The sequence below is a fragment of the Mariniblastus fucicola genome (genome assembly GCF_008087665.1).
Taxonomy (GTDB): domain Bacteria; phylum Planctomycetota; class Planctomycetia; order Pirellulales; family Pirellulaceae; genus Mariniblastus; species Mariniblastus fucicola.
The window spans coordinates 1,138,128-1,151,539 of sequence record NZ_CP042912.1; the positions used below are offsets into that span (position 1 = coordinate 1,138,128).

Here is a 13,412-nt window from a genome sequence, read left to right on the forward strand (position 1 = left end):
AACACAACAAGCAAAAAAATCGCGGGTTTATCCGCTCCGATGCAGAAAAGAACCGGTTGCAGGACGATTTCACCCCCTTAAATCGTCGCAAGCCCAAACGTCGACACTCAAGGTTTGCGAAACAGGGGATGCTGTAGTCTTGATCGGGTTAGATCGCTACTCGAAAGTCGATTGTGTTCGTTGTCGAAAAAACAAGACTCTTGCCGCTTTCCTCAGAAAATCAAATCCGCTATTATTCATGCCACGCACCCGTGGCTCAACTGGATAGAGCATCGGTCTTCGGAACCGAGGGTTGCAGGTTCGAATCCTGCCGGGTGTACTTTTTGAGCAAACAAAAACCGAGGTCAAATCTGATCTCGGTTTTTTCATGCGCAGTCCCCTCCTCCCGAGCGACCCACTAATCGACCCACTAATTCAATTTTTTTGTAAGCACTCTCCACGATTGATTCATGGACCGAGGATTCTTGCCCAGCTCTCCAGCAGCAGAAACGTGCTACAGACGAAGCACATACAAGTTGCCGGGGCTCAAAAATTCACTGGAAAGGCTAATCGACCGGAAACGCTTTGATCGCGTACCCAATCGTCATGTCTATTAACTTTCGCCCGCACGTGGTGAGTTTGGGTTGCTTTGTGCTGCCTCATTTTAATTCGCCGGTTCAACCGTCAAGAACAGCTCGCTGCGTGGCACAACCAACGGTTCGACGCCGCCCCTTGGGACGACATCGAACCGGGGAGCCAAAAGCACGCTCGCGATCTTGACTGGTCGACTTGCGGCTCATTGGAAATGGGCTGCACTTCGCAACACCAAGCGAAGGCGTTTTATTTTCTTCCCCACATCCCATGGGCAATTCTTTCAATGGTTCAGCCGTACCAGATAACGGCTACCCTCAAGCGGCAGAAACGATTTTCGTTGAAACGCTAATCCCCTTTCACTTCGATCTGCCGTCCGGCAATGAAGCACTGGTTCACTACCGAATGCAAGAAATCGAATTTAGTGACAAGCGATCTAGCTGGAGGTTTACTCCCAGCGATCGAAAGCCGTTCCTGATCACTCCCGGAGCCGAGCAAGCAATCGGCATTGGCCTGGCCTACGAATGCCTGACACGACTCCACGGTTTGGCAAAGCTTCACAATGGCATCGACTACATGCAAAAGTTCGAGATCCTCGAGTCGGATATCACCGTCTGGTTCATCGAGGATGGCGACGGTGGAGCAATCACCGCTTTGCTGCCATCGGAGTACTAAGCCGACTCCCCTCTTCTATTTCTTTTCCAATCAAAACTATGGAACCAAATGCAAACATCAAACAGTGGATCGAGCTATCGAGACAGCACGGCGGAAAGCCGGGGGAAGCTCGCGTGCTTCCTATCGCACGGCACAAAAGCAAGTACTACTTCATTGACGACCGTATGCGACAGCTGCGAAACGTCGAAGACTTCAATGATTCGATCAGCTTCAAAACCAACGGCGAGCTACTCAGCTTCAAAATGAATCAATGTTCGATCATCACCTAAGGGGCATTCGCCCCTTTTTTCATGCGCCACAAATAAAGAAGGAATATTTTATGAGCTGCGGTAGGTGTGAGGCTAAAACTCGCCGCCCCGCTGGCTGGTGGATCCCCTTCGCAGACACGATTCCATCGATCTCGCTTCGCTACTCCCCTACCTCAGGTCGCGGCTTCGAATGACTGGCCCGCCGAGTTAAGCAACGAGTGTCGTTGAGCTTGTTCACTTGACTTGTTCATCTTCACGTCGAAGACGCGTCATCGACACGGCCATTGGCACGCCAGTGCGTTTTGCAAAATGAGTATGCCGCTCTATCAAGCCAAAACAAACCTCACATCAGCTCGTCACGGTGCTAGTTCAAACTCCCCTCTTCACGCGTCACGAGCTAGCTACTGACGAGTCACCAATGACACTGCCACGGTAACGCTGACGAGTTCATTTTGCCGAGCTGCAACGTGCGCACTTGCCAATGATCGCGACCATGGCAAGCCATACCGCGTTGGTTGAGCGTGCAAATATTGTGTTCCCCCCACCAATAGCTAGCGATAGACACGTTCAACACAAGCCCGCGAGCTTGGCAAGTCGTTTTGCTGGGCGCCGAGTCCATCCCGCGCTACACTGGGCACGCTCATACTCCCCTACCCATGACTGAACAATTCTTGAGCCTCAAAGAGGCTGCACAACACACTGGCAAGTCGCACAGTTCGCTCCGCCGGTTCCTCGAGAAAATCACCAAGGCCGACGATCATTCCGATCGCGGCCTGATCCAACCAGACGTCACTGAGGTTGCCCGCCTGCACGCAGAAAACCATCCGTTCTCGTGGCGAGTTAGCACGGTGCTACTGGATCGTGAGTTTGCGAAACAGGGGAGCGGTGAATCAGACACAACGAAAAGTACTTCGCAAGCTTCTGAGACGGCCTATCAACTACTCAGCAAAACTATTGAGATGTTGCAAACAGAGCTTGCTGCAAAGAATAAACAAATCGACGAATTTCTCGCTCGACAAAAAGAAACAAACATTCTCATGTTGCCAAAGGGGCAACAGCAGGCGGGCAGGAACGACGAAGCGGTGACGGTATACACAAGCAGCACCGAGGAAGAGGGAAGTAAGCCCTCCCAATCCAACTCTGATCAAGACTCTACACCTGATCCGCAATCCAAACAAAAAAGAGAATCGCTTTGGGATAAAATGCGAAAGCCACTTTTTCAACGCTAAATGAATCACCATGCCGTTATCCCACAGGCATCAAAAGCGTCAATAAAGCAAGACGCCGCTGCAGAGCAGCGGGCGGAAATCTTTCGTGGCTTCGAACCACTGAACTCCAACTACGTCTACTGCCCCAATCAGTTCTTCGATATCTGCCTTAAAAGCAGCTCACGTGGCATGGTTCGAATTGTCGCCTACATCCTTCGACAAACGCTTGGTTGGCTGGATGAAAACGGGCAGCCCGTCAATCAAAGGGTGAAGGTCAGTTATCAGGACCTTATCACCAAGGCGGGCGTCAGCAGGGGAGCGATCAGCAAGGCACTTCAGCTTGCTGTCGCAAGTGGTTTTCTTGATTGCTGTGTGATTGGAAACGCCAACGCCAAGGGGCGTTCAAGTCAGTCAGCTGAGTACACCCTGCGATGGGACGAAAACGGAGAGTACACGGGAACCTACGACCGTTTTGAAGGCTTCTTTGCTGGTGACGGCAACCGCACACCGGTTCCAAACTCTTTTTTCGACAGCGTTATCCCTGCTGAAAATCTCGCCGTCGTGAAAGTTGTCGGGGCAGTGATTCGACACACCGTCGGTTACCAAACTCAATTCGGCGGAAGGCGAAAGGTAACGCCGCTTTCCTGTTCATTCATTCAGCGGTACACCAACTTGTCGAACCGCCGCAACCTTATCGCAGCGATCCGCCGAGCAGAATCGGCAGGCTACATCACTAAAGAGAAAGCTGGATCTTTCTCGCCAGTTCCTTCAGAACAATCGGCAACCAGTTACAGCATTCGCTGGCTTCAAACAAACAAAAATTCCGATAGCGGTTCAAAAATGACACCAGCCGCGCAACAGTTCAAAAATGACACCAGCAACGGTTCACGAATGACACCAGCGGAACGGTTCAAAAATGACACCAGTATAGAAATAACAAATTCAAATAAAATTCTTAAACAACAAACTGCTGCTGCAGATTTGAAAACCAGAAACCAATTGATTGAAGTTGGTTTTGATGACGCAACAGCCAACGATCTCATCGAGAAGAGGGGAGTTGCAGTTGCCCAAAAACAGCTCGACTGGATTGATGCACGTAAACCCGAGAATCGCTCGGCGATGCTACGGAGAGCGATCGAAGAAGATTGGTCGGAGCCAGCTTCGTTCGCAGTAAAGCAAAAGCTTGCAGACGCTCGCAAACGCGATGCGATGCGAGATGCAGCGAAGCGTTCGGAAGAAAGGATTATCAATCAGCGAAAAGCAGCGAGGGCGAGCCGCAAGAGCCGATTGCTGACCGAATGGGACAAAGCCACTCACTCAGAACGAGCCGAATGGATTGCTGCGGCGGCCAAGCGTCAAACGGCCACGATGCTGCAGCAGATCATTGCCAAGCAAAATCCAACAACCGAAAAGCCGCACGCTCAAGTCCTTGATGAAATCGCGTTTGCGAAGTCACTCCCGGCGGTTACCGAACCAGCCTCACTGCCTGTCGAACCATCGGCTGCGGAACAACCGAAGACGCAACCACAAAGCTCAGCAATCGAGTCGAAACCGAACTCGCTTCGCTCACCACGAACAAAAAAACGTCGACCGAAATGGCGTCGTTTTGAAGCCCACCCGAAACCTACAAGGCGACCGGGATGATGACCTTTGATCAGGTCGTCCAACATGTCACTCAACAGGTCGACGCAATCGAACCTGTTCACCGCTCGGCACAGCCAAGAAAGCCCCACGACGAGGGCGGGGGCGTCGACGTCCTAACGTCCGCGACCCGGGCGGCTTCCGACTATCGCATGGAATGCGGCGTACACCGCCCGGGTCGCGGCCTTTGCTCCCCTTCGGTCGCTCGTCCTCGACGCCCCCGCCGCACACCACTTTACCACGGTGGAACCGCCCCTCATTGCCGGCGAAGCCAGCGGTTGACGCCCAGATTGACACATCAGTTGTATGAACCAAAATAGTAAATAACTTTGCGGTCGATTTTCAGAGAGGTTCGCAATGAATCAAGTTTGGGCATTTCGTCTTTTCGTTTTCCTTCTGGTCATGTGCATTGACGGGTCAGTCTTGAGCGCCCAGCAAAGGTTTTCTGCCCCTGGGCTTACCAATGCACGGCGATTGATCGAATCTCGGCAGAGAAAGATCATGTTCGCAATGCACCCAACAGTTGCTGACAAAGATGCCATATCACTTGAATACCTCGGTTGCGAAGTTGAAGGAGCCAACGTCAGCTATAAATACAAATTCCGCTTTAAGGGATTTGATGGCAAGCAGAGTGCGACCATGAAATTCACGTTTCACAACAATGGACTGTTCAGATCAATCGAGACAGTCGACTATACGTCACAGTTAGTTGCTCCATTTACTGCTGCTGATCTTGTAATTGACTTGTTGCGAGACATGGTAAAAGAAGATGCGAAACTCAAAGACGACGCTTTGATGACTAAGAGGGTGTTTTAAAATTATTTTTCCAGCCTGTTTAGCATGAATTGAATCATTGCGATTCGTATGACAGTTTCGCTGTTTTGAGTCAGTCTTTCATAGTCCTTTGAGAGCCTTCTGAATTTTCCAAGCCATGCGAAAGTCCGTTCAACGATCCATCGCTTGGGTAAGACAACGAACCCTTCGGCTTCGACCGGACGCTTAACGGTTTGCAAGATGACACGATACCATTGCTTCAGGAACTCCGGCAAATCAGCCCGCCCGTAAATCGAGTCCGCGAAGATGACTCGAAGCCGACGAAACTTCTGTCTGATGTTTTCAAGAACAAGATGTGCACCTTCGTAGTCTTGTAGATCGGCCGAGTGGACAACAACGACCATCACAAGCCCCAACGTATCCACCAGGATGTGACGCTTTCGTCCGGTAATTCGTTTCGCCGCGTCATACCCGCGTAATTCTCCTCCTTCAGCACTGCGAATGCTTTGCGAATCAATGATGGCTGCTGTTGGCGTTGGCTTCCTGCCTTCTTTGCGGCGTACCTTTTCGCGAAGACGATCGTGAATGCGTTGCCATGTCCCATCAATACGCCAAGCTCGATAAACTCCATAAACCGTGTTCCAATTCGGAAAGCAGTCCGGAAGCAACCGCCACTGGCAGCCCGTTCGACACCAATACAATATCGCATCGACAATTTGACGCCGATCGATTCGTTTGCGGCCGCGAAGTTTTGCTGGCGGAATCAGACGACGAAGCAATCGCCATTGATCATCACTGAGACTGCTGGGATACTCAATACTCATCGCTACGGCTCCTTCCGTTTACGGTTTAAATGCAAACGGGGCTGTAGCGATTTTTTCAACTCAGAGCAATTTCAAAACACCTTCTAAGAAGGATACGAAAAAAATATTTAAGGAGACGATGGCGATCTATGTTGGCTTTCTCAAAAACCTCTACGCAACCGAAATGCCAGGTGAGACGTATCTTCACAACGTGATAGATAGCGTGCCAAAGAACGAAGATGGCGAATAGAATTCGCCGCAACTATGAATTGACCAATCTATGGCCTTGTAGGTGAACTTGCGAGTTCTTTAGCCGAATGGACAACTCAGATTTTTTGAGTTGATTGTTGTTAGAAACGATGCCGATTCTTCGTAGCGACTTCGCAAACCTTTCAAAAAGTATTCGTTGTTTATAATTATCATTTACAAGTTCAAATTTTTCAAGCAAGACATAAGGATCATCCCACGTCGAATAGTCAAACCAATCAATATTCAGAGACCGGAGCGACACTTTCATTCGTTCCTTTAATTGAGGGTGCGGGTTTTTGTCAAATCCGTCATACGTTATGTATGAGACCTTCCCAGAAAATCGATGAAGTTTAATTACATTTGCATCGTCTAATTCACCAACCAAAGCTCGTGCACAGCCTTCGTAGATCCGAAGCAGCGGCTCAAGGCTATCCAAGCAACTCTTGTGAAAAATCAGGGCATTGTCGACAAGCTGACCAACGTTTGATCGTTGACATGCCTGGTCGATTGCATCCGGATCGCCAGCACGGAAAAGTAACGTGTCGGCCCGACCACATGCAACTTTGTAGCCGCCCAGAAAAACCTTGATGTCTTTCTGAACCGTTGGCGGAAGTTTCGACAAGGGTGGTCGTTTTCTAAAACGAGCCAACGCAAGATAAACAAGCAAGTCTTCGCAACGCTTTTGGGCAATCTCCTCCCACGGCGATTCATCAGTGACCTTCTGAATCAATTTGAATGCCCGCTTCAACGATCCGAATTTCTCAATGATCGCATTTGATGCTGCATACTCACTGGCGGCCGGCACACGACCAAGCTCAGTTAGTCGCTCCATGAACGGGTCGAGCAAATCCCGATTCTGATCAAAGAGGACTTCAGAGATTCTTTGACGTGGAACGGTGTATCGACGCTTGAATCGCGTCGCAAAGAACTGTTGTTTGGCTTCCTCACATTTGAACAAATAAAAGATTCCGGGCGCTGCAGAAATTGCATCAGTACCAACAACGTCTTGCAAATATTCACGGAGCTCATGCTGGTTGTAGTACTTTTGAAATGTACCGCGTGATGTCAGGTAGCCGTCGCCAAAAACTTGTTGCTCCTTTTCTGGCGCTGCGAATTCAATTTGAGCCGCTACACAAAGCACCTCTTTCGCGAGAGCCCAAGCACTTCTCACGGCGTCAGCTCGCTCGTTAGGATCCTCGATTACGTTGATGACGTATCCGATGTTGACAACCGCCGCCTCATTCTTAGGGGCGGTTGGGCGAAACGCGGGATCCCAGCCTTGGCAAGAAATGTCGATGTCGGCCAAGAGGTCCAAGTCGCGGCCATGGCCACAGCCGTAATCGAAGAAGACCTTTGAATCCGATAGAAGTCCATCACGCAACAGACACTTTACAGGTTTAGAATAGCTCCCTCGTTTAATCGCAGTCTTGTGACGCGGAACTTCAGTCATTGGTTTGGCTGCTTTATCACATTCGGATAACTGCTCGCCCCAGGACTCCCTTGGTTCGGAAACTTCATCACGAGGCTGGCCATTTAGTCGTGGCAGGACGTTCTCGACCCAATAGCTTTTCTTTCCAATCTTTCGTTTATTCAATCCCTTCAAATTGATCCACCTCAAGGATCTCATGCGACTACGTTCAACATCAAATCCTTTGTAATCGTCAGCCACAAACATCCACTTATGATGATAGATTTCCGGATCCTTGGCTTTGCTTCGCCGTCTTGTTTGGCCATCGGGATGAACAATGATTGAATCGCCAACTTCAGGCTCGTCTTCAATATCAAAGTCGTCGCAGCAAATGAATGAAATGGCCTTCGTTTTCAAATTGAGTTTTACGATCGTGTAATCGACTTCATCGTTTAAGTGTAGCTTGGCCTGCACAATCGCTTCTCCAAGCTCGTCTTCGTAGTCGCGATGAAGATAGATTGCCCCTCCAATTTCTTTTCCGATACGATATCGGGATGACCTAGTTGGAAGCTTGCTTTTCACGAAATTGCATTTAAAAAAGTGTATCGACATTCGGCTGACTATTTCACCGCCGGTTACATCTAGGATTGTATTGAATTCTTTCAAAACAATCGAGCAAACCTGTTTTCAGCTCGTTCAATGAAACTGGCGAGCCATAGTAACATGATGCCGTTTAGGATTTAATGAAGTTGGAGTTCTTCGTATGGGGCTCGTAAGGCATATTGGAAGGGCGATTTACGTGGAAAACTACCGGGACGACAGCGTAATTCCAGATGATATTTCTCGAGCAGAAGTCTTAAAGGGGATCAAAGAATTCTTGGCGGACGGATTTCCAACAGGCTTCAAAAAATCCCACACTTACGAGTTGGCTCATGAAGATGCGAGATATCCACCGCCAGTGATCCTTGCCTTAGCAATCAAAGCAAAAACTGGCTCATTACCAGCGACCAAATTTCGAGCGGGGGAAAAGACTAAGTGCTTTGAAGTCCTTCGCAGTTGCGGGTTCGAGATAGTTCGAATCGCAGATGACGACAAGAATTAAAAACCCAGTTGTGAACTGGGTTGGATTCCTTTCCGTTTTGGCTTCATTTCTGCTTCTGCCCCTGAATCTGTCGGTACAGTTCCTGGGCCGCGAAGGCCAAGGTAAGCAAGTCGATGTCTTTGAAGCCTTTTGCTGATTTCCATTTTTTGTCTTCGTCATCATAGTAACGACGCTGAATGGTAACGCCATGGCTGGTGAAGGTCTCACCGTCCTTGGACTGTTCGTTTTCCCAAACCGCTGCTTGGATCTGACCGCCGCCGGGGCAAGGCAGATTTAGCGTGAGCTTGGGTTTTGACTCTGAACTCATGGTTTACTCCTGTGTTGGGTAGTGATATGAACCGACGATCGGTTCGGATTAAGCAGCCAGAAGGTTCTGGAACTGCATGACTTCGTAAGCCGCGCGATGCGGATATCGACGCTGGCGGTCTTTTGCGACGTGAGTAAAGGCCGACAACATCGACCAGCCATTTCGCGGTTCGAACTCCTCAAATGAAGGATTTCGCCATTCGTCCAAGAGCGGACGAAGCTTGCGGGAACCAATCAGCTTTTTGTCCCAAGCTTGTAGCATCAGGGATTCGGCTTTCGTTTCGGACAGCGGCAAGTGTTGCAACAGTTCGATCCGTTTTGCCTCAAGATGTTGATAGCTGGACAACTGCCCAATTGCTTCAGCAATGCCTTCGCGAAAACGACTCTCTCCAAACCGAGTGTGCCGCTTGCTAATGATGACTTCGCTGCTGAAAGCGAGGTTGTCACAAACGAACGTACGGTTGCCTATACAGAAACCGATTGGAAACGTCTTGTCGTTTGAGTTTCGGATTCCGACTGAAAGCGAGACGCCATCAGCAAGCTCAGACTTAAGATCCAGAACTCCAAAGAATCGACAATTCTGTTTTGAAATGGCGAAACGGCAAGCTTTGATTTCAAAACTTGCCTCTTGAATCGTTTCTTCAACAGCTTCCAAAACGTCAAAATGACGAATCGGAAACCATGAGTCAGTAGGCGGGGGAGCTGGAATCCGCTCCAAGTCACCTTTGGTGACCAGACGGGCACCGCAGTGGTTAATGAGTGTGCCATTGGCCATGACAATGCTCCAAATGAAACCAGAAGTAGAAAAGAACTGATTTCACGTTAGCGCAAAGGCAATGCGAGCGCGAGCAGATTGTCGAGTTTGTTTTCTTTGACGGGAAATCGTGGCAACTCAACGTCGCTCTCGAATGCTGACGCATTCCTTGCGGCCAAGAACTATATGGTCGAGCACATCGATGCCTATTGTTCTGCCGACCTCGGTAAGACGATCAGTTACTTGAAAATCTTCGCGGCTAGGAGTCGAATCCCCTGATGGATGGTTGTGGACGAGAAGGATGGATGAAGCAGCGTCCTTTATCGCGGGGCGAAAGACTTCACGAGGGTGAACAAGCGACGCATCTAGAGTTCCAATGGTGATTTGGTGGCCGCGGAGAATCTGGTTCTTTGTATCCAAAGTGACAATGTGAAACTCTTCCTGAACTGCATCCATAATAAGCCGAGAAAACTTCACTTGGCAAAATTCGATGGCGTCAGACGAGCTGCTTATCTTGGTGATTGCTCGATACTCGGCTCGAGCTTCATGGATACGGCGTCCAAGCTCAATACTTGCCTGTAGTCGTTCGTATGCTTTGGGAGTTAGCTGAAGCTCATTGCGGTGAGCGTGAATCAGCTCGTCGATTGACATGTCTTGCAAAATGTCGTCCGCTTTTTGGTCTGAACGCAGCAGCGTCGCCAAAAGTTCGCGATCCGGCAGTCCGTTGATGTCGCTCGGTTTGTTTGGCATCGGATCCAAGCTTGCCGGAGCAACTCGAAATCTGCAACAAAAACTTGCGCGGATATTTGCCAGATGGCAGTGTGAACCAGAACGTCTACTTCGGGCGTTCCCGCAAATGCGGTTCGTTCATTTCAAGCGGGAGAGGCCAATGCTGGTTGATCTTGAAGATGGCTGTTGTCGCGAGTGCGAAGGACAGCTTGAGATCACACACTTTGATGACGCTTGCCTTTGGGTTTGCTGTACAGAGTGCAATAACGACTACGAAGTCGAAACCGATTTCTTTGGCGACGGCTGTGTCAAATATTACTTCACCATGCAATGCAAATCGCTTGGGCTCGATCCAAACGACATGCACCAATAGGAGGAGACGATGGATCCAGACGCAGCGTTTAGCCTCATGTTGGCTTCCTTTGCAGAAGACGAGTTCCTAATCGCAAGTGATGCTGCTCAAGCCGTATTGAATTGGTTGCGAGCAGGTGGCTACCCGCCAACAGTTCATGTTGCGGGCGGCGGCCAATTGCTGGAGCTTTCGCATGAACAATCGAACCGAGCTGTCGCGATCGCGGTGGCAAACGAGGTTCTTTCAAAGTCCAATCAAGCTTTGACGAGCCAATAGCGACTAAGCCTTGCCAGTGTGCAAGGCTTTTTTCTGGCCAAAACAACCGGAGAGTGTTAAAATATAAGCATGTCACACGACCTAAATCTATCACCGGAAATCGAGACCCGACTGTTCGAGTACGCGAAGGCGACCGGACAGGATGCCGTGCATTTAATGCAACTGGTTGTATCTCGGTTTGTCGAGCATGAAATTCCTCGCGATGGTGAGCCAGAGTGGACGGATGAATTGAACGCCCGTCGGGTTCACTTGATCGAGAAGGACGTTACTGGCGAATTGAATGTCGAAGAGAAGGTTGAACTTCATTCGCTTCAGAAGCGAGCAGAGCGATATTTCGACCATGTGTCATCGCCCGACATCGAAATACCAACTCAGTTGCTTGAGCAACTTCTAGCCAAAGCAAACGAAGCGAATGGCCAAGAGTAGTTCCATTGCCTTCGTTTATCCGAACAGCCCTCGCGAACGAAAGCACGGGCCATCGGGATACAAAGACGTCCAGTCGTTTCGTCCGTGGCTGAGAGACGAATTCGATTTTCGCTGCGTCTATTGCTTGAAACGCGAAAGCTGGGGAACGGCAAAAGAGGGCTTTGACATTGAGCATTTCGTGTCCTCAATGGTCGCTCCTGACAAACGATTGTCGTACAGCAACCTTGTATACGCTTGCCATGAATGCAATCTGCGAAAAGGAAGCACGTCCGTCAACGATCCGTTTGAGTGTTGCACGGCAAATAACATCGCACTTTTGGAAAACGGAATGCTGGTTGGGCTAAGCCGAAACGCTCGATTGATTATTGCTGTGGTTGCCCTGAATTCGCCAAATATGATCCGCTGGCGTTTGCTTTGGATGCAGATCGTCGAGCTTGCACAAACGCATGACTTTGAGTTGTTGAACCAGCTCTTGGCCTACCCGCACAACCTTCCAGATTTGACGGCACTGACCCCACCAAGAAATGAAAAACCGGAGGGCGTCAACGATTCGCATTACGCTCGAAAGCGAAACGGGGACTTGCCCGCAAGTTACATCGTCTAAATTAGAATCCGTTCAACTTCATCAAGCGTCACGGCATCATTGGATCGGTTGTACATGTTCGTCGTGCGACTGGAGGCATGAGCCGCCATTTGTTGCGCCTTTTCCAGTGTGCCGCCAGCCATCATGTAGGCGGTGATGCCTGTCGCTCTGAACGTGTGATTGGAAAACCGATCGCCGAGACCCGCAGCTCGAGCTCTGCGTTTCACCATCGCCCAAGCATCCTGCCGATAAAGACGGTTCTCGGTCAGATTACGACGCCGGTCGAGCGTTCGAAACAGGGGAGTCCCGGCTTGGCCGTGCAGATAGCCAGCGTCCAAGTATTCGAGGATTGCTTGTTCCGCTTTGTGATTCAGTGGCATTTCATGTTGCCTGCCTCCTTTTTCTTTGAGGCGAACCCACCATCGTCGACCGTTTTGGTAGACGTCGTCAACATTCACCGCAACCGCGGCTCCGACGCGTGCGAACGTAAAAAGCATCAGCGAAATCAATGCTCGGTCTCGGAGTCCGGATATTTTATCGGTCGGAATTGAATCGAGCAGCTGCCGAGCATCAGCTGGCTGCAGCACAGGCGTCTTGCCTTTGACGACCACATGTTTTGGGCCTTTAACGGCAGCGGCGGGATTTGTTTGGAGAATCCCGCCAGTCACGAAGAAGTCGAACAGCATCCGAATGGCAGCCAAGTGCTGCTTGACTGTCGGCTTGCTGTACGCGGTCAGCAATTCTTCAACGTACAACGCGATCATGGTCGGCTCGACAAGTTCGATTGTCACAGAGTGAGCGTCGCACCAGTCACAAAACAGTCGAACGGCACGCAGGTATGCAGCCCGTGTATTCGCATTTCGGATATTTGCCGCAAAGAACTGGACGAATCGTCGTCGTGTGGCTTGATCACTTTTCAAAATCAAGTTTGGCAAACGGCTCAACTTTTGATTAAAATGCTGAACCTGTCGGGATGAAAAGCCAATGGTAGAAAGTTGATTCTTGCGTTTCATTTTCTCGTTTTGGAATGCCCGACTTAAAGGACGTTATGTCTGGTAAATGATTGCACAGAACTGGATTAGAAATCAAGTAATGAGATGGATATTTTGGATAGTCGGAAACATTACTGTCGGAACGATCCTCGTTGCATCATGCATATTCTTAAGCGTTGACCGGCAGCAAACAGCGAAAGAATGCTTTGACACATTGCTGTTTTCTTTTTTTCTTAGAAGGTGTTTTGAAATTGCTCTGAGTTGAAAAAATCGCTACAGCCCCGTTTGCATTTAAACCGTAAACGGAAGGAGCCGT

General features: G+C 49.7%; 15 protein-coding genes and 1 tRNA gene. 10 read left to right on the top strand and 6 right to left on the bottom strand.

From position 1 onward, the window contains the following. Positions 1-245: 245 nt before the first annotated feature. From MFFC18_RS04065 to MFFC18_RS04090, 6 genes are all read left to right on the top strand, one after another. Positions 246-319 (top strand) — tRNA-Arg (locus MFFC18_RS04065). A 521-nt stretch (positions 320-840) separates the two neighbouring features. Continuing rightward, positions 841-1,245 (top strand): hypothetical protein, encoded by a 405-nt coding sequence (locus MFFC18_RS04070; RefSeq protein ID WP_075085081.1) that lies wholly within the window; start codon positions 841-843, stop codon positions 1,243-1,245. Between the two features lie 38 nt (positions 1,246-1,283). Beyond that, positions 1,284-1,514 (top strand): hypothetical protein, encoded by a 231-nt coding sequence (locus MFFC18_RS04075; RefSeq protein WP_075085080.1) that lies wholly within the window; start codon positions 1,284-1,286, stop codon positions 1,512-1,514. A 650-nt stretch (positions 1,515-2,164) separates the two neighbouring features. After that, a complete protein-coding gene (locus tag MFFC18_RS04080; protein ID WP_148618625.1) occupies positions 2,165-2,722 on the top strand; it encodes a hypothetical protein in 558 nt (185 codons plus the stop codon). Further along, entirely contained in the window at positions 2,723-4,345 is a 1,623-nt protein-coding gene (locus tag MFFC18_RS04085; protein WP_075085078.1) for a hypothetical protein, read from the top strand. A gap of 354 nt (positions 4,346-4,699) precedes the next feature. Further along, positions 4,700-5,158, top strand: a complete 459-nt coding sequence (locus MFFC18_RS04090; protein ID WP_075085077.1) for a hypothetical protein — start codon at positions 4,700-4,702, stop codon at positions 5,156-5,158. A 2-nt stretch (positions 5,159-5,160) separates the two neighbouring features. Here the strand turns inward: MFFC18_RS04090 and MFFC18_RS04095 are convergent, their stop codons facing one another. The 5 genes from MFFC18_RS04095 to MFFC18_RS04115 all read right to left on the bottom strand — a co-directional run bounded on the left by MFFC18_RS04095 (position 5,161) and on the right by MFFC18_RS04115 (position 10,488). Next, on the bottom strand, positions 5,161-5,940 hold the full coding sequence (locus MFFC18_RS04095; RefSeq protein ID WP_068267841.1) for an IS5 family transposase: 780 nt from the start codon (positions 5,938-5,940) through the stop codon (positions 5,161-5,163). 241 nt (positions 5,941-6,181) lie between these two features. Further along, complete coding sequence (locus tag MFFC18_RS04100; protein WP_084417250.1) at positions 6,182-8,242, bottom strand: DNA phosphorothioation-associated putative methyltransferase; 2,061 nt, start codon at positions 8,240-8,242, stop codon at positions 6,182-6,184. A gap of 479 nt (positions 8,243-8,721) precedes the next feature. Next, the gene (locus tag MFFC18_RS04105; protein WP_075085369.1) at positions 8,722-8,985 is read right to left on the bottom strand and encodes a hypothetical protein; all 264 of its coding nucleotides are present in this window, start codon (positions 8,983-8,985) and stop codon (positions 8,722-8,724) included. 48 nt (positions 8,986-9,033) lie between these two features. Then, entirely contained in the window at positions 9,034-9,759 is a 726-nt protein-coding gene (locus tag MFFC18_RS04110) for a hypothetical protein (RefSeq protein ID WP_075085368.1), read from the bottom strand. A gap of 117 nt (positions 9,760-9,876) precedes the next feature. Continuing rightward, positions 9,877-10,488: a JAB domain-containing protein gene (locus MFFC18_RS04115; RefSeq protein ID WP_075085373.1), complete on the bottom strand. Its 612-nt coding sequence runs from the start codon at positions 10,486-10,488 to the stop codon at positions 9,877-9,879. Positions 10,489-10,627: 139 nt separating this feature from the next. Here MFFC18_RS04115 and MFFC18_RS04120 point away from each other — a divergent pair, with 139 nt between their 5' ends. The 4 genes from MFFC18_RS04120 (at position 10,628) to MFFC18_RS04135 (ending at position 12,125) form a co-directional block, all read left to right on the top strand. Further along, positions 10,628-10,840: a hypothetical protein gene (locus MFFC18_RS04120; protein ID WP_075085367.1), complete on the top strand. Its 213-nt coding sequence runs from the start codon at positions 10,628-10,630 to the stop codon at positions 10,838-10,840. 9 nt (positions 10,841-10,849) lie between these two features. Beyond that, the gene (locus MFFC18_RS04125; protein WP_075085366.1) at positions 10,850-11,095 is read left to right on the top strand and encodes a hypothetical protein; all 246 of its coding nucleotides are present in this window, start codon (positions 10,850-10,852) and stop codon (positions 11,093-11,095) included. A 69-nt stretch (positions 11,096-11,164) separates the two neighbouring features. Further along, positions 11,165-11,521, top strand: a complete 357-nt coding sequence (locus tag MFFC18_RS04130) for a hypothetical protein (RefSeq protein WP_075085365.1) — start codon at positions 11,165-11,167, stop codon at positions 11,519-11,521. Beyond that, positions 11,508-12,125, top strand: a complete 618-nt coding sequence (locus tag MFFC18_RS04135; protein ID WP_075085364.1) for an HNH endonuclease — start codon at positions 11,508-11,510, stop codon at positions 12,123-12,125. The genes MFFC18_RS04130 and MFFC18_RS04135 overlap by 14 nt, the downstream gene beginning before the upstream one ends. Here MFFC18_RS04135 and MFFC18_RS04140 read toward each other — a convergent pair. Further along, positions 12,122-13,117, bottom strand: a complete 996-nt coding sequence (locus tag MFFC18_RS04140) for a tyrosine-type recombinase/integrase (protein ID WP_084417249.1) — start codon at positions 13,115-13,117, stop codon at positions 12,122-12,124. The genes MFFC18_RS04135 and MFFC18_RS04140 overlap by 4 nt on opposite strands. Positions 13,118-13,412: the final 295 nt, after the last annotated feature.